17 protein-coding genes and 1 pseudogene are annotated in these 20,600 nt (G+C 75.1%); 6 read left to right on the plus strand and 12 right to left on the minus strand.

The window, feature by feature from the left end; genetic code table 11:
- The first annotated feature begins 106 nt into the window (after positions 1-106).
- Genes AC0OO9_RS15220 through AC0OO9_RS15230 form a run of 3 tightly spaced genes read left to right on the plus strand, consistent with a single transcriptional unit; the run spans position 107 to position 2,329 of the window.
- Entirely contained in the window at positions 107-742 is a 636-nt protein-coding gene (locus tag AC0OO9_RS15220) for a 5-oxoprolinase subunit B family protein (RefSeq protein ID WP_484517734.1), read from the plus strand.
- Positions 739-1,596 (plus strand): 5-oxoprolinase subunit C family protein, encoded by an 858-nt coding sequence (locus AC0OO9_RS15225; RefSeq protein WP_484517735.1) that lies wholly within the window; start codon positions 739-741, stop codon positions 1,594-1,596. The genes AC0OO9_RS15220 and AC0OO9_RS15225 overlap by 4 nt, the downstream gene beginning before the upstream one ends.
- Positions 1,580-2,329 (plus strand): LamB/YcsF family protein, encoded by a 750-nt coding sequence (locus tag AC0OO9_RS15230; RefSeq protein WP_484517737.1) that lies wholly within the window; start codon positions 1,580-1,582, stop codon positions 2,327-2,329. Before AC0OO9_RS15225 ends, AC0OO9_RS15230 begins: the two co-directional genes overlap by 17 nt.
- A 2-nt stretch (positions 2,330-2,331) precedes the next feature.
- Here the strand turns inward: AC0OO9_RS15230 and AC0OO9_RS15235 are convergent, their stop codons facing one another.
- The 3 genes from AC0OO9_RS15235 to AC0OO9_RS15245 all read right to left on the minus strand — a co-directional run bounded on the left by AC0OO9_RS15235 (position 2,332) and on the right by AC0OO9_RS15245 (position 4,800).
- The gene (locus AC0OO9_RS15235) at positions 2,332-4,173 is read right to left on the minus strand and encodes an NHL domain-containing thioredoxin family protein (protein ID WP_484517738.1); all 1,842 of its coding nucleotides are present in this window, start codon (positions 4,171-4,173) and stop codon (positions 2,332-2,334) included.
- Positions 4,174-4,243: 70 nt separating this feature from the next.
- Positions 4,244-4,489, minus strand: coding sequence for a flavin reductase (locus AC0OO9_RS15240; RefSeq protein WP_484517739.1), 246 nt, complete (start codon positions 4,487-4,489; stop codon positions 4,244-4,246).
- On the minus strand, positions 4,489-4,800 hold the full coding sequence (locus AC0OO9_RS15245) for a hypothetical protein (protein ID WP_484517740.1): 312 nt from the start codon (positions 4,798-4,800) through the stop codon (positions 4,489-4,491). Before AC0OO9_RS15245 ends, AC0OO9_RS15240 begins: the two co-directional genes overlap by 1 nt.
- A gap of 374 nt (positions 4,801-5,174) precedes the next feature.
- Here AC0OO9_RS15245 and AC0OO9_RS15250 point away from each other — a divergent pair.
- Together AC0OO9_RS15250 and AC0OO9_RS15255 are read left to right on the plus strand one after the other, a co-directional pair.
- Positions 5,175-5,941: pseudogene (locus tag AC0OO9_RS15250) on the plus strand (DUF5753 domain-containing protein).
- Positions 5,932-6,123, plus strand: coding sequence for a DUF397 domain-containing protein (locus tag AC0OO9_RS15255; protein WP_484517741.1), 192 nt, complete (start codon positions 5,932-5,934; stop codon positions 6,121-6,123). Before AC0OO9_RS15250 ends, AC0OO9_RS15255 begins: the two are co-directional and overlap by 10 nt.
- Positions 6,124-6,287: 164 nt before the next feature.
- On the opposite strand, the gene AC0OO9_RS15260 is transcribed toward AC0OO9_RS15255, so the two are convergent.
- The 6 genes from AC0OO9_RS15260 to AC0OO9_RS15285 all read right to left on the minus strand — a co-directional run bounded on the left by AC0OO9_RS15260 (position 6,288) and on the right by AC0OO9_RS15285 (position 14,727).
- Positions 6,288-9,110 carry an LppU/SCO3897 family protein gene (locus AC0OO9_RS15260; RefSeq protein WP_484517742.1) on the minus strand — a complete coding sequence of 941 codons (2,823 nt, stop codon included), beginning with the start codon at positions 9,108-9,110 and terminating at the stop codon, positions 6,288-6,290.
- A gap of 342 nt (positions 9,111-9,452) precedes the next feature.
- Positions 9,453-9,590, minus strand: coding sequence for a hypothetical protein (locus AC0OO9_RS15265; RefSeq protein ID WP_165947779.1), 138 nt, complete (start codon positions 9,588-9,590; stop codon positions 9,453-9,455).
- 258 nt (positions 9,591-9,848) lie between these two features.
- Positions 9,849-11,297, minus strand: coding sequence for a dihydrolipoamide acetyltransferase family protein (locus AC0OO9_RS15270; protein ID WP_484517958.1), 1,449 nt, complete (start codon positions 11,295-11,297; stop codon positions 9,849-9,851).
- A gap of 5 nt (positions 11,298-11,302) precedes the next feature.
- Positions 11,303-12,292, minus strand: coding sequence for an alpha-ketoacid dehydrogenase subunit beta (locus AC0OO9_RS15275; protein ID WP_484517743.1), 990 nt, complete (start codon positions 12,290-12,292; stop codon positions 11,303-11,305).
- Positions 12,292-13,467 carry a pyruvate dehydrogenase (acetyl-transferring) E1 component subunit alpha gene (gene pdhA, locus AC0OO9_RS15280; protein ID WP_357580646.1) on the minus strand — a complete coding sequence of 392 codons (1,176 nt, stop codon included), beginning with the start codon at positions 13,465-13,467 and terminating at the stop codon, positions 12,292-12,294. Before pdhA ends, AC0OO9_RS15275 begins: the two co-directional genes overlap by 1 nt.
- Before the next feature lie 669 nt (positions 13,468-14,136).
- Positions 14,137-14,727 (minus strand): hypothetical protein, encoded by a 591-nt coding sequence (locus tag AC0OO9_RS15285; protein ID WP_484517744.1) that lies wholly within the window; start codon positions 14,725-14,727, stop codon positions 14,137-14,139.
- A 250-nt stretch (positions 14,728-14,977) separates the two neighbouring features.
- Between AC0OO9_RS15285 and AC0OO9_RS15290 the strand changes: the two genes are divergently transcribed.
- Positions 14,978-15,529 carry a phosphatase PAP2 family protein gene (locus AC0OO9_RS15290; RefSeq protein WP_484517745.1) on the plus strand — a complete coding sequence of 184 codons (552 nt, stop codon included), beginning with the start codon at positions 14,978-14,980 and terminating at the stop codon, positions 15,527-15,529.
- A 126-nt stretch (positions 15,530-15,655) separates the two neighbouring features.
- Here AC0OO9_RS15290 and AC0OO9_RS15295 read toward each other — a convergent pair whose 3' ends face one another.
- The 3 genes from AC0OO9_RS15295 to AC0OO9_RS15305 all read right to left on the minus strand — a co-directional run bounded on the left by AC0OO9_RS15295 (position 15,656) and on the right by AC0OO9_RS15305 (position 20,517).
- Positions 15,656-16,879, minus strand: a complete 1,224-nt coding sequence (locus tag AC0OO9_RS15295; protein ID WP_484517746.1) for a hypothetical protein — start codon at positions 16,877-16,879, stop codon at positions 15,656-15,658.
- Between the two features lie 114 nt (positions 16,880-16,993).
- Positions 16,994-18,679, minus strand: a complete 1,686-nt coding sequence (locus tag AC0OO9_RS15300) for a GTPase (RefSeq protein ID WP_484517747.1) — start codon at positions 18,677-18,679, stop codon at positions 16,994-16,996.
- Positions 18,676-20,517 (minus strand): ABC transporter, encoded by a 1,842-nt coding sequence (locus AC0OO9_RS15305; protein WP_484517748.1) that lies wholly within the window; start codon positions 20,515-20,517, stop codon positions 18,676-18,678. The genes AC0OO9_RS15300 and AC0OO9_RS15305 overlap by 4 nt, the downstream gene beginning before the upstream one ends.
- Between the last annotated feature and the right edge of the window lie 83 nt (positions 20,518-20,600).

Consider the following 20,600-nt stretch of genomic DNA (forward strand, 5'->3'; position numbering starts at 1 on the left):
CCATTAGGTTACGGCACCGTAGGTTACTTTCAAGTAGTGCGTCCGGTCACGTGGGACGCCGGCCGACCGCCTCTGGTGCCGTGCGCCGGTCGGGAAGTATGGCGGCATGCGGATCCGACCCGTCGGCGCCCACGCCCTGCTGATCGACTGTGCCGACGCCGACCAGGTGGAGGCGTGGCGGGCCGAGCTGTGGCGGCGGCGGGAACGCGGCGAACTGACCGCCGTCGAGATCGTGCCGGCGGCCACCACCGTCCTGCTCGACGGCGTGCCGGACCCGGCCACGGCGGCCGAGCGGATCGCCGCCTGGCCGCCCCGACCAGCCGCCGCACCGACCACCGCCGCCGCACCGGGGACGGCCGCCGCTGAGCTGGTCGAGGTTCCGGTGACGTACGACGGGGAGGATCTGCCTCTCGTCGCCGAGCACTGGGGCGTGGACGTGCCGGCGGTGATCGACCGGTTGCGGCGTACCCCGTTCCGGGTGGCCTTCTGCGGCTTCGCCCCCGGGTTCGCCTACCTCACCGGGCTGCCCGCCGAACTCGCGGTGCCCCGGCTGCCCACCCCGCGCTCCCGGGTGCCGGCCGGCTCGGTCGCCCTGGCCGGCCCGTACGCGGGGATCTATCCGGCGGCCTCGCCCGGCGGCTGGCTGCTGGTCGGGCGCACCACGATGGGCCTCTTCGACGTGCATGCCGACCCGCCCGCCCGGCTCACCCCGGGCACCCGGGTACGCCTGGTGGCCGCGTGACCCCGGTGGTCGAGGTGCTCCGCGCCGGGGCGCTGACCACCGTCCAGGACCTGGGCCGGGCCGGCTGGGCGCACCTCGGCGTACCCCGGTCGGGCGCGCTCGACCCGGCGGCGTTGCGGCTGGCCAACCGGCTCGTCGGCAACCCGGAGTCCGCCGCCGGCCTCGAGATCACGATGACCGGCTGCGAGCTGCGGTTCCGCCGCGCGACGGCGGTCGCGGTCACCGGTGCCGGTGCCGCCGTGCGGGTTGGCGACCGTCCCGGTGACGTGGGTCGGCCGCTGTCGGTGCCGGCGGGCGCCGTGCTGCGGATCGGCCCGCCCCGCGACGGCCTGCGCAACTGGCTCGCGGTCGGCGGCGGGTTCGCCGTCGAACCGGTGCTCGGCAGCCGGGCCACCGACACCCTCTCCGGGCTCGGCCCGCCGCCCTTACGCGACGGCGACCGGCTGCCCCTGGGCGCACCCGCCGGCCCGCCCGCCCCGGTGGACGTCACCGTCGCGGCGCCCACCCCGACCGAGCTGCGGCTGACCCTGCGCCTCGGCCCGCGCGACGACTGGTTCACCGCCACCGCGCTGGACCGGCTGTTCGGCAGCGCGTACACGGTGAGCCCGGTCAGCAACCGGGTCGGCGCGCGACTCACCGGCGCGGCGCTGCCCCGCGCGGTGGCCGGGGAACTGCCCAGCGAGGGCATCGTGCTCGGGGCGGTGCAGGTGCCGGCGGACGGCCAACCGTTGATCTTCCTGGCCGACCATCCGACCACCGGCGGGTACCCCGTCGTCGGGGTGGTGGACGACGTGACCCCGCTCGCGCAGGCCCGGCCAGGGACTACGGTCAGGTTCCATGGACCTCAACGCTGACCTCGGCGAGGGATTCGGCATCTGGCGACTCGGCGACGACGCCGCGCTGCTGGACCTCGTCACCTCCGCCAACGTCGCCTGCGGCTTCCACGCCGGCGACGCGTCCACCATGCGCCGGGTCTGCGAGGGCGCCGCCGAGCGCGGGGTGGCCGTCGGCGCGCAGGTCGGCTACCGGGACCTCGCCGGCTTCGGCCGGCGGCACATCGCGTACGCCTTCGCGGAGCTGCGTGACGAGGTCACCTACCAGCTGGGCGCCCTGGACGCGTTCTGCCGGCTGTTCCGCACCCGGGTCCGCTACCTGAAGCCGCACGGGGCGCTCTACCACGCCGCCGCCTGCGACGAGACCCAGGCGGCGGCGCTGGTCGCGGCGGTCGGCGACTACGACGACCAGCTGCCGCTGCTCTGCCTGCCCGGCTCGGTCCTCGCCCAGCTCGCCGCCGGCGCCGGGCTGCGGGTGGTCGCCGAGGGCTTCGCCGACCGGGGCTACCTGCCCAACGGCTCGCTGGTGCCGCGCACCGCACCCGGGGCGCTGGTCACCGACCCGGAGGAGGTGGCCGCCCGGGCCGTGCGGATGGCCACCGAGCGGACCGTGGTCGCGGTCGACGGCAGCGTCGTCCCGTGCCCGGTCGAGTCGATCTGCCTGCACGGCGACACCCCCGGCGCGGTCCGCTGCGCCGAACTGGTGCGCGCCGCCCTGATCGACGCGGGGGTGACGCTCACTCCGTTCGCGTGACGTCAGGCGTCGTCCAGGCCCCTGAGTACCAGTGGGAGCCGGGCGGCGGCACCCTCGACCACCCGGACCGGTACGCCCCAGTCCTGCCGGGTCAGGTGGCAGGCCGCGTGCTCGACGTCCGCGTCGCAGGTCGCCGCCTGCGCGGTCACCTGGAGCACGCCCCCGGCCACCGTGCCGTCGACCACCAGCCGGCGGGACAGCTCGGTGCCGGTCCCCGCCCCCTCCAGCAGCAGCTCCGGCGGCGACGCCGAGACCACCAGTCGCGTCGACGGGCCGTACGTCTCGTCGAGCTTCTGCCCCGGCGCAGGCGTGAAGATCACGTCCAGGGTCACCTCGCCGGCCGCCACGTCGGTGGGCTTGCGTTCGGTGCGGTGCCGGGGACCGTCGACGGTGCTTGCGCCGGCCGCCGAGAGCGCGCCGGGCGCCAGCCGGGTCAGCCGGTGCGCGGCGGACTCCACCACGAGCACCTCGCCGGCCGGGGTGAGCACCAGGTCGCTCGGCTCGGCGAGCCCCTCGGCGACCGTCGAGACCCGGTTGCTCTCCGGGTCGAAGCGGCGGACCGCCCCGTTGTACGTGTCGGCCACCAGCACCGAGCCGTCCGGCAGCGCGCACACCCCCAGCGGGTGCTGGAGCAGCGCCTCCGCCGCCGGCCCGTCGACGTGCCCGAAGTCGAAGAGCCCCTGCCCGACGGCGGTGCCCATGACGTCGTTCTCGACGTACCGGATCGCGCTGGTCTCGCTGTCGGCGATCCAGAGTCGGGCGCCGTCGGCGGAGACGGAGAGGCCCGACGGCTGCGCCATCCACGCCTCGGCCAGCAGGCCGTCGCGCAGGGCCTCGACGGTGGTGCCCGCGTACATGCCGGCGGTGCGCTTCACCGGGTCGAACCACCAGAGCTGGTGGATGCCGGCCATCGCGATGACGACCTTGTCGTCGTACCAGGCCAGGTCCCAGGGGGAGGAGAGGTCGACCGAGAGCGCGTCGTGCGAGTGGTCGTCGACCGTGGAACGCCACTGCCGGCCGGTGCCGGCGACCGTCACCACCTCGCCGTCGGCCAGTCGTACGCCGCGCAGCAGGTGGTTGACGGTGTCGGCGACGACGAGGTCGTAGCCGGCCACCTCGGCGGTGTGCGCCGGCAGCAGACACAGCCCCTGCGGCTCGGAGAAGGTGGCCGCCCCGGCGGGACCGTCGGCCCGGCCCCGGCTGCCCGTGCCGATCCGCCGGACCAGCGTCTCGCCGTCGGGGGCCAGTTCCGCAAGCGAGTGCCGGGCCGAGTCGGACACGAGCAGGTTGCCGTTCTCCAGCAGCACCGCCTTGCCCGGGAAGCGCAGCGTGGTCTGCGGCTCGGCGGGCGGGACGTACGGGCCGTCGCCCCGGTGCAGGGTGCCCTTCGCCTCGTGGGTGGCGATCAGGTCGTCGACGAGGCGGGCGAGCCCTTCGGCGTGACCCTCGCCGGCCATCGTCGCCACCACGTAGCCCTCGGGGTCGATCACCGACAGGGTGGGCCAGGCGCGGGCCGCGTACTGCTGCCACATGTCCAGCTCGGGGTCGTCGAGCACGGGGTGGTGGACGCCGTACCGCTCCACGGCGGCGGCCAGCGCGTCCGGGTCCTTCTCGTGCTCGAACTTCGGCGAGTGCACGCCGATCACGACGAGCACGTCGCCGTACTTCTCCTCCAGCGGGCGCAGCTCGTCGAGCACGTGCAGGCAGTTGATGCAGCAGAAGGTCCAGAAGTCGGCGATCACGATCTTGCCCCGCAGATCGGACAGCTTCAGCTCTCGCCCACCCGTGTTGAGCCACTGCCGGCCCCGCAGTTCGGGGGCACGTACGCGCGGTGTCGTTCCCATGCCCGCCAGCCTGCCACGTCGGGCTCGCGTGAAGTCGGACCCGTGACCCGGACGACAGCGGCGAGCCGGGCTAGCGGGCGCGGGCCCAGCCGGTGAAGCGCACCGCCAGGTCCGCCGGCGGACTGCCATGGTCCAGCCCGGCGAGTTCCTCGGCGGCCTCGTCGCACAGCTCGGCGAGATGGACCATCAGCGCGTCGCGGTCCTCGCGGTACTTCGCGAGCAGGAGAAGCTTCGCCGTCGAGCAGGGCCACGCCACCCCGCAGGCGCCACAGCGCCACGTGGGCCGGCTGGGGACGTGGGCGCGGACGTGCACCATCAGCCCACCGCCGCGCGGGGGCGGGCCGGCGGCCGTCGTGCGGGGGCGGGCCGCGCCGGGGGCGGCGCGGTGACGACCCACTCAAGGCCCTCCCGCAGTACGAACAGCTCGCGCTTCGCCACCGCGCGGCCCTTGGCGTCGAGCTGGTAACCCTCGAACCAGAGCCAGCCGTACGGCGGGAAACGGTCGACGAGTTCGCGGATCACGCGGACGCGCATCGGGGTCACGAACTGCGGCGACGCCGCCCGGGTCAAGTGGAGGACCTCGCCGGCCCGCAGCATCCGTACGGGTGGCGGCGTCCGGGCGGTCACCAGCGGCTCCCGTTCCGCCGGGCCGACCAGCGCGACGCCGGAACGACGTTGCCCACGCGGCCTGGGCCCCGGTACGGCGGGATGAAGGGACCGATCGGCCCCGGGAGGATCGGGCGGGCCGGCGGCGGATTGCTCTTCGGCGCGGGTCTCAGCTTCGGCCTCTCCTCGGGCATCGCTCTCCCTTGTCCGGCGGGTAGGTGGGAGGGCCGCCCCTGTTGCTCGCCCAGAGCGGCCCCGTCAGCGCGACCGGCGGGCTCCCATCGCCTCCACCGGCTCGCGCCGTCTACGAAGCACCCTGCCGAGGGTTGCCGGACAATCACCCAGCGTTAGATGATTTCTCGGGAACGTTCCGATCGCTCCAGAAGGGACGCGGCATGAACCATGCGTTTGTGGCGGCGCTTGCCGAGGCGTGCGAGACAGCCGAAAGTCTGGGAGGTCGCCTCGGAATTCATCCGAAGACCGTCGCTCGGTGGGCAAACCCGGGACGTATTCCGCAGAGTCGGCACCGTGCCGAAGTCGCGAAGATCTTGGGCAAGAACGTGTCGGAACTTGGCCGGACTTGCTCAACCGGCGCGAACCTGTGTGGTTCCGACCGTGGGTCGACATCGAGCGTGAGGCGGTAGCCCTAAGGGCGTTCCAACTCGCCTGGGTGCCGGGCCTCCTTCAGACCAGGGCTTATGCGCGGGCCACGTTCACAGGCCAGCCGCTGGCGCCGGACGAGGTAGGCGAGTTGGTCTCGGCACGCGTTGCCCGTCAGGCGATCCTGACTCGCGATCGCGGACCTCTGTTCGTCGCGGTGCTGGACGAGGGAATCATCCGTCGTCCCGCAGCAGGAGACCGGAGACTCATGGCGGAGCAGCTAGCCCATCTGGTGAGCTGCGCCGGGATGCCGAACGTTCAACTCCACGTCGTGCCGCGTGAGACATCGACTTATCCAGGCCTCGACGGACCGTTCACACTCGCCGAGCTTCCCGACGGGACGCGCGTGGCGCACGTCGATAGCCAGGCGCGCGCGCAAATAGTCGACCAAACTTCCGACATTGCTACGCTGGAGCACCGGTGGGAACGCATACGGGGTGAGGCTCTTCCCCGAGGGCGCTCCTTGGAACTTCTCAGAGAAGCGGCAGCATCATGGACCTGACCGGCGCGCAGTGGCGCAAGAGCACGAAGAGCGGTGGCAACGGCGGCGACTGCGTCGAGGTCGCCGGCAATCTTCCGGGTGCAGTAGGGGTCCGCGACTCGAAGGACCCGACCGGGCCGGCCCTTGTCTTCGCCCCGGCCGCTTGGCGTGCCTTCGTCGCCCAGGTCGCCGAACGACCCTGACCATCAGGCTTCCGTAGGCGCCTGTCCCCGCATCCACGGGGCGGGCGCTTTCGTTTCCGTACGACCGGCAGTGCCGTTGTCGGCATCCGCTCCACGGCGCTGCCGGCCGCTACGGACGACGGTGGGGCCACGGTCTCCCGTGGCCCCACCGTCGTCTTCGTCTGCTACTGGCCCGCCGGCTTGAGGCAGAGCACGCGGTTCGTCCCGCCGCCCTTGAGCACCACGTGCGGCTGGGTCGGGTCGGCGCACTTGTCCTTCGCGTCCACCTTGGAGACCACGGTGAAGGCGCCCGCCTCGCCGCACTCCGCCGCCGCCGCCGTCTCGCCCGACTTCTTCACGCAGCTGCCGACCGCCGGGTCGAACGCCGGGGCCGGGTCGTCGCCGCCGACCTTGCCGAGCAGCATGAGCAGCCCCAGCGGCACCGCCAGGATGAGCACCGCCGCGACGAGCACCGCGGCGAGCACCCGGCCGTTGCGGACCTTGGGCGTGGGGGCCGGCTCGGCCTTCGGCTCCGCGATCGGCTTGAACGAGTCGAAGCGGTTCTGCTCCTGCTCCGGGCCGCCCTGGTCCCAGGGGCCGGGCTGCTGCGGGGGCGGCGGGAACGCCGACGGGAACGCGCCGCCCGACGTGGGCGCGGCGGTCGGGGCGGGCCCGTAGCCGGGTGCCGCGCCGGCGGCGTTCGGCGTACCGAAGGGGTCGGCGGGCCGGTCGGCGCTGTCGTGCGGCCGGACCCCGTTCACCGGCCGGTCGCTGGCCGGCGGGTCGACGAAGGACGGTACGCCCGGCGGGAAGGCCGGGGGCGCGGCCGGCGAGGCGGGCGCCATCGGGGCGACCGCGCCGAAGACGGCGGTTCCGCTCGGTGCCCGGTCCCGGTCGTCGAAGCGACCCTCGTGGCCCTGGTCGAACCGGTTGTCCTGACCCTGGTCGAAGCGCGGCTCCTGGTCGAAGCGCGGGTCCGGTCCCTGGCCGAAGCGCGGGTCTGGTCCCTGCTCGAAGCGCGGGTCTGGTCCCTGGCCGAAGCGCGGGTCCGGTCCCTGGTCGAAGCTGGGCGTCGGCGCGTGGTCCGGCCGGTGTCCGCGCGGGTCCTCCTGCTCCGGCTCGTCCGCCGGCTCAGGGCGGGCCGGTCGGCCGTACACCCGGGGCTGCGGCGCGGGCGCACCGCCCGGTCGCAGGGCCTGGTCGGTCGGCGGCAGCACCCGGCTGGCCAGCGGCACCGAGGCGCTCGCCGAGACGCTGCCGGCGGCCGGTTCGGCACCCTCCGGCGACGGTACGCCCGCCCGCCCGCCCACCTCCGGGGAGGTGCGCGGCGCGGGGACCACCGGACCGGCGGGCGACTGCGGCTCGTCGTGCCGGGAGCCGGCCTGGGCCCAAGCCGGCTGCTCCTGCTCGTACGCCGGCAGGCCGCCGTCCCGGCCGGGCTGCTCGGGGGCGAACTGGGCCGGCGGCGCGTAGTCGACGGGCGGGGCGGAGGCCAGGCTGGCACCGGGCACCCGCTGCTCCTGCGGCGGCAGCGGCACGGCGTTGGCCGGCGAGATGCCGGGCCCCGGTGCGGGCTGGTAGATCGGGGGCTCCTCGGCCCGCTCGGGCTCCCAGCCGTTGCCGGCCCGGCCCGGGGCGGGCTCGCCCGCCTCCGCGCGGCCCCACGCCTCGTCCGCCGACCACGGCTCGACGTCCGGTACGGCTGGGCGCTCGGCGGCGTTGCCGGCCCACTGCGGCGGGTTCTCCGCAGCGGGACCCCACGGCTTCGGCCCGCCGTCGCCGGGCGCCGGGACGGAGGCGCGACCGGGCGGGGTGGAGGTGGGCTGAGGGGCGCCCCAGCCGTTCGCGTCCCGGTCGTCGGACTGCGAGGGCACGGACGCGGCACCCCGTGCGGAGCGCTCGTCCCGGGCCGGCCACTCGCCGCCCTGGGGCTGGTCGTCCCGGGACGCGTCGTCCCGGGAGGCGGCCCAGGCGCCACCCGGAGGCTGCTCGCCCTGCTGCTGGTCGCCGGCCCAGCCGCCGGAGCGGTTGGGGTCGTCCTGCTGCTGTCCCGGGTTCCAGCCGTTGGCGGGGTCCTGAGGGGACTCGGCGTTCCAGCCGCCGGAGCGGGAGGGGTCGTCCTGGGCGGGCCAGGGCTGGGGGTTGGGTGCGGGCTGCGGGACCCGGGCGGCGCCGCGGGCGGCGGGCTCGGGCTGCGCCCAGGCGGGGGACGCCTGCTCGCCGGCTCCCCAGGCGGGCTGCTCGGCCTGCGGCTGGCCGCCGGGCCAGCCGCCGGAGCGGTTCGGGTCGTCCTGCTGCCAGCCGCCGGAGCGGTTGGGGTCGTCCTGCTGCTGGCCGTCGCCGGGGCGGTCGGCGTCGTTCTGCTGCGCGGCCCAGTCGCCCTGCGCGGGCCGGTCGTCGGGGGTGGCACCGCCGGCCCAGCCGCCGGGTCGGGGCTGCTCGTCCTGCTGCTGCTGGTCGCCGGCCCAGCCGCCGGAGCGGTTGGGGTCGTCCTGGGCGGGCCAGGGCTGGGTGGTGGGTGCGGGCGCGGGCGCGGGCGCGGGCTGCGGGACCCGGGCGGCGCCGCGGGCGGCGGGCTCGGGCTGCGCCCAGGCGGGGGACGCCTGCTCGCCGGATCCCCAGGCGGGCTGCTCCGGGGCGGCGTGCGGCGGCTGCGGGGCGGCGGCGGCCCAGGCCGGACCGGCCTGCTCCTGCGCGCCCGGCCACGGCGGCTGCGGCGGCTGCGGCGACGCGCCGGACGGTCCCCACTGGCCGGACTGGGCCGGGTCGGTCTGCTGCGGCGCCTGGGCGGCCCACGCGGGGGCCGGCTGCTGTTCACCCTGCGCGCCCCAGGCGGGCGGGTTCGGTCGCTCCGACGGGGGCGGGGGTGCCCAGCCCAGATCGGGGGCGCCGGCGCCGTATCCGTTGTCCTGCTGTGCCGGGCGGTCGCCGTACGGCGCCGGTCCGCCGGCGCCCGGCGACACCTCGTCCGGCTGCTGGCCGGGGTGGTGCGTGCCCTCGGACGTCATGCGTGCGCCTCCTCCATCACCTGTCGGCCGCCACTGCCGATCGGTCTTCTCGGCAGGGTGGCCGGCGTCGCCGGTGTACCGGCCGTGCCGGCTCCCCGCACCGTATCCGGTGACCGCCCGAGGGCGACCGGGGAGCACGATCGTCACTCCCCGTGGCCGGATGGTGTCGAGCGGCTTCTATCGACTCGACTGCTCCGGGTCGGCGGGCGACGACCGAAGCCCACCGTACCGGGCGCTGAGGCGAGGTGGAATCCCGGTGTCAACCGCTGCGAAACGCCGATGACCCGCCCGGGCGGACCGGGCGGGTCATCGATCTGGAGGAGGTGAGAAAGGTTCCGGGCGTCAGCTCATGTGACGCTGGGCGATGGCGAGGATCTCTTCGCGGACCGCGGGCGAGTTGGCGGAGCGCAGCGCGTGCTCGATGGCACGGGCGCGGCGGTTGGCGTCGCGGCGGTTGCGGATTCGCTCGATCATGCTCATGGGTCTCTCCTCCTGGCTATTCGGTTGTCAGCCCCTTGATGTCTTCCATTGAACCCCAAGACGGTCGCAACTTCCATCGATTATTAGGTGAGCTGGGACACGGGCCGAACAATCGAAGGTGAGGGGGGCCTGTGACCCACGCAATCCTCTGTCTCTAGGGGCGGCCGGCGCCGGGCGTGCGCGCGCCACAAAAGGACACGGCCGGTGTGCCGGGCGTCAACCCGTCGCACACCGGCCGTTCGGCTGGCGTCAGGACCGTCAGGTCCAGGCGAGCAGCGCCGCCTCCGGGTCGGCCAGGAACTCCCCGATGTCGCGCAGGAACTTCGAGCCCAGCTCACCGTCGATGATCCGGTGGTCGAAGGAGAGGCCCAGCGTGGTGACCTGACGCGGCCGGACCTTGCCCTTGTGGACCCAGGGCATCTCGCGGACCGCGCCGAAGGCGAGGATCGCCGACTCGCCCGGGGGCAGGATCGGCGTACCGGTGTCCACCCCGAACACGCCGACGTTGGTGATCGTCAGCGTGCCGCCGGACATGTCGGCCGGCGAGGTCTTCCCGGCCTTGGCCGTCTGCACCAGGCCGGTCATCGCGTCCGCCAGCTCGCGCAGCGAGAGTCGCCCGGCGTCCTTGATGTTCGGCACGATCAGCCCGCGCTCGGTGGCCGCCGCGATGCCCAGGTTGACGTAGTCCTTGACGACGATCTCGTCGCCGGCCCAGGTCGAGTTGACCATCGGGTGGCGCTTGACGGCCAGCAGCACCGCCTTGGCCACCAGCAGCAGCGGCGAGACCCGCACGTCGCGCCACTCCCGCCGGTTGCGGAGCCGGTCCAGGGCCTTCATCGCCCGGGTCACGTCGACGGTGAGGAACTCCGTCACGTGCGGCGCGGTGAACGCCGAGCGGGACATGTTCTCGGCGGTGAGCTTGCGTACCCCCTTGACGGGGATGCGCTGCTCGCGGTCCGCGCCGAAGCTCGCGACCGCCGTGGCCGGCGCCGACACCGCGAGCGGCTCGGCCGCCGCCGTGGCCCCGCTCGCCGCCCGCTGTACGTCCTCCCGGGTGATCGAGCCCAGCGGCCCCGACCCGGTCAGCGCGGACAGGTCGACGCCGAGATCCTTGGCGAGCTTCCGCACCGGCGGCTTGGCCAGCACGGGCCCGCCGGCCGGTCCGTGACCGTTCGACGGCGCAGTGGCCACCGGGGCCGGCTGCGTCGGTGCGACCGGCTGCGCGGCCTGGGCCGGCACCGGTGTGTCGCCCCTGCGCGGTCGGCGCTTGGCCGCCGCGGTGCGCGGGCCGTAGCCGACCAGCACGGCGGTACGGCCGCCCGGGGCGGGACCGCCGATCAGGCCCGGCTCGACCGCGCCCTCGGCCGGCGCCACCTCGACCGCGGCCAGCGACGCCGCCGACGGGGTGGGCAGGGCCGCGTCCGGGGCGCCGGTCGTCGACGCCTCGATCGGGCCGGCGCCCGGGTCGGTGTCGATCGCGATGATCGGCGTGCCGACCTCGACCGTGCTCCCCTCCGGGTGGAAGATCGACTGCACCTGGCCCGCCCACTTCGCCGGGATCTCGACGGCCGCCTTGGCCGTCTCCACCTCGACGATCGGCTGGTTCAGCTCGATGACGTCGCCGACCTTGACGAGCCACGCGAGGATCTCGCCCTCGGTCAGGCCCTCGCCCAGGTCGGGCAGGTTGAACTCCTTGATCCGCGACATGCCGCTCACCAGCCGAAGGTGCGGTCGACGGCGTCGAGCACCCGGTCGAGGTCGGGCAGGTACTCCTCCTCCACCCGGGCGGCCGGGTAGGGGGTGTCGAAGCCGGTCACCCGCAGCACCGGGGACTCCAGGGAGTAGAAGCACTCCTCGGTGATCCGGGCGGCGATCTCCGAGCCCAGGCCCAGGTTGCCCGGGGCCTCGTGCACGACCACGCAGCGACCGGTGCGCTTCACCGACTCGTACGCGGCGGTCAGGTCCAGCGGGGAGATCGAGCGCAGGTCGATGACCTCCAGCTCCCGGCCGTCCTCGGCGGCGGCGGTCGCCGCGTCCAGGCAGGTCCGCACCATCGGCCCGTACGCCAGCACCGTGGCGTCCGTGCCGGGCCGGACGACCCGGGACGAGTGCAGCGGGTAAGCCCCCGACAGCGGGCCGTCCAGCTCGACCGGGCCCTTCTCCCAGTAGCGCCGCTTCGGCTCCAGGAAGACGATCGGGTCGTCCGAGGCGACGGCCTGCTGGATCATCGTGTACGCGTCCTGCGGGTTGGCGCAGGACACCACCTTCAGGCCGGCGGTGTGGGCGAAGTACGCCTCCGGCGACTCCGAGTGGTGCTCGACCGCGCCGATGCCGCCGCCGAACGGGATCCGGATGACCATCGGGATCCGCACCTTGCCCTGCGAGCGGTAGTGCATCTTCGCCACCTGCGACACGATCTGGTCGTACGCCGGGTAGACGAAGCCGTCGAACTGGATCTCGCAGACCGGCCGGAAGCCGCGGATGGCCAGGCCCACCGCGGTGCCAATGATGCCGGACTCGGCGAGTGGGGTGTCGATCACCCGCTGGTCGCCGAAGTCCTTCTGGAGGCCGTCGGTGATCCGGAAGACGCCGCCGAGCTTGCCGACGTCCTCGCCCATGATGACGACCTTCGGGTCGTTCTCCAGGGCCCTGCGCAGACCGGTGTTGAGGGCCTTGCCGAGGGTGAGCGTCTCCGTGGCCATCAGTGGGCGCTCCCCTCGAACGACTCCATGTACTTCGTGAACTGCGCCCGCTGCTCGTCGAGCTCGGGGGACCCGTTGGGGTAGACGTGGTCGAACATCGTCACCGGCTCGGGGTTGGGCATGGCAAGCACCCGCTCACGCAGGTGCACCGACTCGGTGCGGGCCTGCTCGTCGACGGCCGTGAAGAAGTCCGCGTCGGCGATCTGCTGCTTCTCCAGGAACGCCTTCATCCGGGCGATCGGGTCCTTCGCCTGCCAGGCCTCGACCTCGCTGGCGATCCGGTAACGGGTCGGGTCGTCGGAGGTGGTGTGCGCGCCCATCCGGTAGGTGTAGGCCTCGATCAGGCTGGGGCCCTGGCCGAGCCGGGCGTTGTCCAGCGCGTGCCGGGTCACCGCGTACGACGCGAGCACGTCGTTGCCGTCCACCCGGACACCAGGGAAGCCGAAGCCGCCGGCCCGCTGGTAGAGCGGCACACGGGTCTGACGCTCCAGCGGCTCGGAGATGGCGTACTGGTTGTTCTGGCAGAAGAACACCAGCGGGGCGTTGAAGACGCTGGCCCAGACGAACGCCTCGTTGACGTCGCCCTGGCTGGTGGCGCCGTCGCCGAAGTAGGCGATCACCGCCTCGCCGTCCTCGGTGCCGGTCTTGCCGTCCATGTGGACGCCCATGGCGTAGCCGGTCGCGTGCAGGGTCTGCGCCCCGATCACGATCGTGTACATGTTGAACTTGAACTCGTTCGGGTCCCAGCCGCCCTGGTCGACGCCCCGGAACAGGCCGAGCGGCATGATCGGGTCGATGCCCCGGCAGTAGAGGACGCCGTGCTCCCGGTAGGTCGGGAAGGCCATGTCCTGCGTACGCAGCGCGCGTCCCGAGCCCACCTGCGCGGCCTCCTGGCCCAGCAGGCTGGCCCACAGGCCCAGCTCGCCCTGGCGCTGCAACGCGGTGGCCTCGGCGTCGAGCTTGCGGACCAGCACGAGGTCGCGGTAGAGCCCGCGGTACTCCTCGTCGGTGAAGTCGACGCGGTACTCGGTCCCGTCCGGGCCGGTCGCGCTCTCGATCCGCTCACCCTCCGGAGTGAGCAGCTGCACCAGCTGCGGGTCGCCGGTCGCACCCTTCTTGGACCGGGGTGCGGCCCGTCGGCCGCGACTGGAGACCCCGGGGTCGCCCTTTGCCATCCGTCTCTCCCTGTCTGTCTGCGTCGGCACCGGGGGGTCACCCGGCCGCGCAACTCGTGCGCCTGCCCGGCTGGTGCCGGACGGGTTCCTGGCGGCCGCGCCTAGCCCCGGTGGGGGTTGCCGCGCGGCGTGAGCCGGATTCTGGCCGAACCCGGATCGGGAGCGCCGGCGCCCAGCCGCGCCTGCCGCGAGGGTGCGCGGAGGTCGTGGCTGCGTTGCCGTCGTGGTCCATATTCGCATCACACGTGAGCGCGCCCACAGTGCGCCTGTCCCGGCCGCTCGCGGTGGCCCGCTTCGTCGCACGGCGCGCCCGGTGTCCGTTGCATCGACGCGCGGCCGATCCGGCGATGGTTCGTCACCGTTCGGCCAGATACGCGTGTCGACACGCTGTACAGGGTTGGCCGACCGACCGTCACTGGTCCAGGCTGATTGGCGCGGGATCGTCCGCGTCGGGGCGGTTTGCCGCTTCCTCGTGTCCGGGCGGTGCCCCGGGCGCTCGGGCCGGTCGCCGTACCGGCCCGTCCACCGCCAAAGTCGACGAAAGGGGTGTGTGGTGTCCGAGCCAGGCCCAGACCCCACCGTTCCCCTCCTCGGCCGGCACCGGGCCGGCGGCTACCGCCGGCTGGTCGGCGCACACCGTGCCCCCGGCTCGGGCGGGCCGTCCCGGGGCTACCTGTTCACGGTGGCACTGCTCGCCGGCACCGCGTCGATGCCCATCCTCGCCGCGATCAGCACCGGCTCCGCCACCGTCGGCAGCACGGCCCTGCCGGACGGCAGCACCCCGTTCCTCCCGACACCCTCGGTCGGCCCCGTGGTGATCCCGGTGCCGGCGACGGGTCGCCCCCCGGTAGTCCCGTCGACCCCGTCCCCCGCCGTGGCCGACCCGGGCGACTGGCGGACCCTCGTGCCCCTCCCGGGTACGCCGATCGTCGCGGCGCCCGCCCCGCCGCCGCTCGGCCCGGCGGCGCGTCCGAAGCCCCCGTCCCGGCCCGGCGGCCGGCCGGTACCGCCGCCCTCGTCCCCGAAGCCCTCGGCACCCCCGGCCCCGAAGCCTTCGGCGTCCCCGAGCCCGTCGCCGAGGCCCTCGCCGAGCCCCAGTCCGAGCCCGGCACCCACGCCGACCGGCGAGCCGACATCGGCGGAGCCGACGAGCACCCTCTCGCTACCGCCGCCCGAGCCCACGGCGTCCCCGGCGCCCAGCGCGTCCCCGGCACCCGACGATCCGACCGCCAGCGCGACCGTGGACCCCGGCCCGACCACCGGCGATCCCGGCGGGACCGGGCACCGGGACGGCCGGCTGCGGGTACGGTGACGGTCGACGGCAGGTGATCCACGGCGGGGCCCCGGCCCGGTCGGAGCGCCGGGGTACGGACGGGAACGGTTCCGGGCGGCGGCCCGGGGTGGACGCAGAGGCGGGGCGCTGAGCGGGACGGGCGGTTCGGACGCGGGACCCCACAGCCGTCCGGCCGCCCCGCCACCACCCGGCCGGACCCTCCGGCTCGCCCGGTTCGTGACCGAGTTGACCGCGCCCGCCGTGCTGGTCTCGGCGCTGACGCTGGCGGTCGGCTGGCACAGCGCCCGAGGCGCGCACGGGCTGGCCTGGGGACTGCTGGCCACGCTCTTCGTCAGCGGGATCCCGTTCGCGTACATCCTCGGCGGGGTGCGTCGCGGCCGGCTGACCGACCATCACGTGGGGATCCGAGAGCAGCGCCGCGTCCCGCTGCTGTTCGGGCTCTGCTCGGTCGCCGCCGGGCTGGCCCTGCTCGCCGTGCTCGGCGCGCCCCGACCGGTGCTGGCCCTGGCCGCCGCCGGGCTCGTCGGCCTGGTGGTCGCCGTGACGGTGAGCCACTGGTGGAAGATGTCGATCCACTCGGCGGTGGCCGCCGGCACGGTGGTCGTGCTGGTGCTCACGTTCGGGGCCGGGTTGCTAGCCACGGCGCCACTGCTCGTGCTGGTCGGTTGGTCCCGGGTCCGCCTGCGCGACCACACCGTGCCCCAGGTGGTCGCGGGCCTAACCCTGGGCGCCCTGGTAGCCGCCCTGGTCTTCGCCCCCCTGCGCTGACTCCCGCGGATCCAGCCGTGATCATGAGATTGGCGGCAGCCAGGAAGATCGACATCGCCGCCAACCTCATGATCAACGCGGCGGGCCGCCTGAACCAACGACGACACGAGACGCGCCGGGGTGGAGTCAGGCCGGGTCGTCCGTGAGGCGGTGGCGGTTGGCCTCGATCCAGGCGTCCAGGGCGGCCGGGTCGTCGGGGTCGACGCCGTCGGCCATCAGCTGCGCGACGGCGGCGGTGGCGGGACTGCGGCGCTCGCCCGTGCTGTAGAGGCGGGCGAACTCCGGCACCATCTCCTCGACGGCCGTGTCGATCTGCGTCGCCGCCTGCTCGGGCAGCCCGCGCTTGCGGGCGGCGTAGCCGGCCCAGGCGCGCAGCACCCGGGGCAGCAGCGCGGCGTCGTCCATGTCCAGCACCGCGCGCCGATGCACCCAGTCCAGCAGGAACAGCCCGGCCACGGTGGGGCTCCACCGCAGCGGGTCGGCGTCCGGGAAGCTGGCCGCGTGGTCCAGCAGCAGGCTGAGGCAGAAGTGCAGCGAGGCCAGCTCCGCCCCGTCGATGGTGTCCAGGCCGAACCGGGCCGCCTCGGGCGAGGCGAGGAACCGGCGGACCAGGTCCGTACGCTCGGCGGCGGAGAGCGGTTCGGCGGCGGGCGCGGGGGCCGCCCCGGCCGCCTGCGGCAGCCGTGCCAGCCGGGCGCCGAGCAGGGCGCGGTCGGTGGCGAGCGAGCCCTCCCCGGGCAACTCGGTCAGGCCGTCGGTGATCGCGAGGTGGCGGGTCACCTCGGCGCGCATCCGGGCCGGCTCCTCGTCGCGGAACCAGGTCAGCTCGTCCCCGGCGCACATCTGCCGGACCTGGTCGAGGATGCGGTCGGGCGGTCCGCCGACGAAGACGTCCTTGGTGATGCCGATGTTGTGGTCGAGCAGCGTCACCACGGCGTGCGCCGAACCGCCGGCCGGGTCGTCGTAGGCGAAGGTCGCCAGGTAGGAGGTCTGGTCGCCGTACACGTCGCCGTAGGACCAGCAGCCGGTCAGGTGCACGCGGCCGAGCTGACCGGCCCAGGCAGGGGTGGCGGCGCCCGGACGGACCCGGTCGGTGCCCTCGGCGTCGGGCACCAGCGCGGCGAAGACGGAACGGATGGTGGTCGCCGCGGCCGAGCGGCGGCGGGAGGTGGCGGCCAGGAAGCCGGCCACGAAGTCCCGGACGGCGGCGTCACGTTCGGTCTCCGCGACCGAGTAGACGCTGCCGAGCAGGGCCGCGCCGAGCATCTCCGCGTCGAGGGCGTTGTCCAGCTTGGCCACGTCGCGGGCGGCGTGCAGCACCGCGTCGTACGGGGTCTGAGGCGTTCCCATCCACCGACCCTACGCCGCCGCCCGCCCCGGAACGGTACGAGCGACCCGAGCGTCCGGCCCGCGTCGCGCCGCCACGCCGCCGACCTGCGGTTGTCGTGGCACGGGATTTCCGGCTCAGCGGCCGGCGGCCTCCCCCAGGGCCGTACGGGCCTCGGCGTAGGAGGCGAGCACCGTCCGCACCGGGGCCAGCACGTGCTCCTCGCCGACCGTCGCCACCGCGTCCGTGAGGCGCCGCTCGGCCCGGCGACGGGCGCGGCGGGCCGCCCAGCGGACGATCGGCCTGGTCAGGGCGGCCACCAGCAGCCCGGCGAGCAGGCCGCCGAGGAGCAGCAGGGTGGGCAGCGGCACCTCGCCGACCATCGGGTGCTCCAGCGCCGGCAGGCCCAGCGCGCGCAGCGCGTAGCCGAGCGCCAGCCAGCCCAGCCCGGCCAGCGCGGCCAGGGTCACCAGCCACTGGAGGCCGCCGACGAACCGCCACCAGAGCGGTCGCCGGTCCATGCCCAGGTCCGTGCCGGCCACCGCGCGGTCCAGCGCGTCCGGCAGGTCGGTGAGGCGGGAGCGGGCGGCGGCGGTCACCGCGGCCGGCCAGGCGGCGGGCAGGTCCGCCCCGGTCCGGTCGGCCACCGACCGGATCGCCAGCCCGAGCGCCGCGCGTTGCGCCGCGGTGGGGTCGGGCACCGAGGTCGCGGCGACGAGGCTCTCCGCCGGTTCGTCGCGCCCGGCGGCCGGGCCGGGCAGGTGCAGCCGGCGCAGCGGGTCGGGCCGCAGCCGCCGCCAGCCCCGGACCAGCGGCCAGCCGGTGGTGGCGGCGCCCCGGTGCCGGTACGCCTGCTCGACCGCGTCGGCGACCGCCGGCACCCCGGCCGCACCGGCGAGCGCCCGGTGCAGCGCGCTGACGGCGGCGTCGTCGGGTCCACCAGCCGGGGAGGCGCCGCCGACCAGCTCTTCGAGCCCGGCCACCACCGCGTCCACGTCGCCCTGGAGCCGCCGCAGCGCGGCCTGCCGCTCGGCCACCGTGCGTTCCAGCGCCTCCCGCAGCCCGACCATGCCCGCCGGGTCGACGGCGGTGGTCGCCAGCAGCGGTACGCCCTCCAGGCCGTCGGAGTCGAGCAGCCGGCGCAGGTCGGCCAGCACCCGGGGCAGCTCGGCCGGTGGCAGCCGGTCGGCCTGGTTGAGCACGACCAGGGTGACGTCCCGGTGCCGGTGGAACTCGCGCAGGTAGTTGGTGTGGATGACGCGGTCGGCGTACTTCTGCGGGTCGACCACCCACACCACGAGGTCGACCAGGCCGAGCAGCCGGTCCACCTCCAGCCGGTGCGACCGCTGCACCGAGTCGAAGTCGGGCAGGTCGAGCAGGATCAGCCCGTGCAGGGCGGACTCGTCGTCGCCGTCCAGCACGCTCTCCCGGACGAACCGGTGCCGGGGCAGCACGCCCACCCAGTCGAGCAGGCGGTTGCCGCCGTCGAGCGGCCCCCACACGCAGGCGTGCGCGACGCCGGTGGTGGGGCGGCGCACCCCGACCGTGGAGAGTTCCATCCGGGCGAGCGCGTTGAACAGGCTGGACTTGCCGCTGCCGGTCGCGCCGGCGAGGGCCACCACGGTGTGGTCGCGGGAGAGCGCCAGCCGGGTGCCGGCCCGCTCGACGAGGGTGTGCGCCGACACGAGCCGCGCGTCCGGCAGGTGGCCGTCGACGACAGTGAGGAACCGGCGTACGGCGTCGAGGCGGGCGACGAGCGCGTCGGCGTCCACCCGCTGGTCTCCGCGGAACGCCTCGCGCATCCGCCCGACGATGTTGGTCATGACCCTCCGTCCCCGGTGCCGGGCGGGCCCGCGACGGCCGCGCCGGAGAGGTCGCTGCGGTTGCGGGCGATCTCCACCCGGTCGGCGGCGCCGCGCAGGGCCTCCGCGGTGTCCGCGGCGGGCCGCGCCTGCGCCGTCCGGTCCAGGTAGCGGGCGGCCTCGTCGTCGAGCAGGGCCCGCACCCGGTCCAGCAGGTCGGCCCGGGCCTTGGCGGCCAGCGTACGCACGGCCTGGTCGCCGAAGATCGCCTGGAGCACGGTCTGCGCGGCGACGGTCGTGCCGGCCCCGGTGGCCACCTCCAGCCCGGTGGGGATGAACGCCGTCGAGGCGAACACCGCGATCATGACGGCGAGCCCGGTGGCGTTCACCGCGTACGCGGCCGTCCGGGCCACGAAACGGCGGTCGCCGCCCTCGGCGCGGACCAGCTCCAGCACGCCCCGCTGCCACTCCCGCACCAGCCGCTCGGCCCGTTCGGGCAGGTCGGCGGAGGGGTGGGCCAGCTCAGGGTCGAGCAGCGCCGCCCCGGCGGGATGCGCCTTCCACCCGGTGTACGCGTTCTCGGCCGCCTCGGCGGCGACGCCCCGCAGCAGGGTCACCAGCTGGGACTCGATGGCGTCCCGCAGCTCGGACGCGGGCGCGGGCCGGCCGGTGACCGCCGCCACCACCCGGTCGCGGAGCCGCCCGATGCGGGCCTCCATGGTGCGGAAGAACTCGCCGGTGCCGACGAACTCCTGCCAGCGGGCCAGCACCTCGCCGCGGAGCAACCGGCCGTCCTTCAGCCCCTGCCCGACGGTCCGGTACGCCCCCCGGTACGCGGCCAGCACCCGCTCGTCGAGCGCGTCGGCGGCGGTGACCTGCTCCTCGGCGGCGTCGGCGAGCCCCTCGACCGCCGGGTGCAGCGCGGCGAGCGCGCCGTCCAGGGTCTGCCGGACCACGGCGGCGCGGGCGTCGGCGTCGGCGGCCAGCCGGGCGAACCAGGCGGCGAGCGGCGCGGTGACCCGCTCGGGCAGCAGGCCCTGCCCGTCGACCCAGGTCTCCGGCAGCACGAAGAGCGGGGCCGCCCCCAGCTCCTGCGCGGCGAGCATCTCCGACAGGTGGGCGGCGATCTCGTCGGCCGCCTCCGGAGGCACCCGGTCCAGCACCATGGCGATGACCGCGCCCCGGGCCCGGGCGCTGCGCAGCAGCTCCCAGGGGACGGCGTCGGCGTAGCGGGCGGCGGTGGTGACGAAGAGCCAGAGGTCGGCGGCGGCCAAAAGCTGACCGGCCAGGGCCCGGTTGGCGTCGACGACGGAGTCGATGTCGGGGGCGTCGAGGAAGGCCAGCCCGGCCGGCAGGGCCGGGGCGGTCACCAGTTGCAGGGTGCGCGGGTCCTCGCTGGGCTCGGTGGTGCGGGTGAGGCCGGGCAGCAGCTCGCCCTGACGGAACCAGCCCGAGTCGGCCGGGTTGCAGACCAGCACCGGGGATCGGGTGGTCGGGCGGAGCACCCCGGCGGCGCTCACCCGCGCCTGCACCAGGCTGTTGACCAGCGTGGACTTGCCCGCGCCGGTGGACCCGCCGACCACCACGAGCAGCGGCGCGTCGAGCCGGCGCAGCCGGGGCAGCAGGTAGTCGTCGAGCTGGTCGGTGAGGCTCCCGCCGGCGCGCCGGGCAGGCTCGGCGGAGGGCAGCGCGAGCGGGAACCGGGCCGCCCCGATCGCGGCGCGCAGGCCGGCCAGTGTGGCGGGCAGGCTGTCGTCCCCGGTGGTGGCGGGCCGGTCCTCCCCGGCGTCCGTGGGGCCGGTGCGGGCTGCGACGGTGGGCGTGCCGGCCGGGGTGGCGGGATCGCCGTGCGTCGTCACCGCTAAAGCGTGCCCGACCGACGCAAGGGAAGACAACCGATCGGTACGAACCTGGGGTTGCGTCGGGTCGACTCAACCCCGAC

The organism is Micromonospora sp. USAFONa4, from assembly GCF_057197825.1.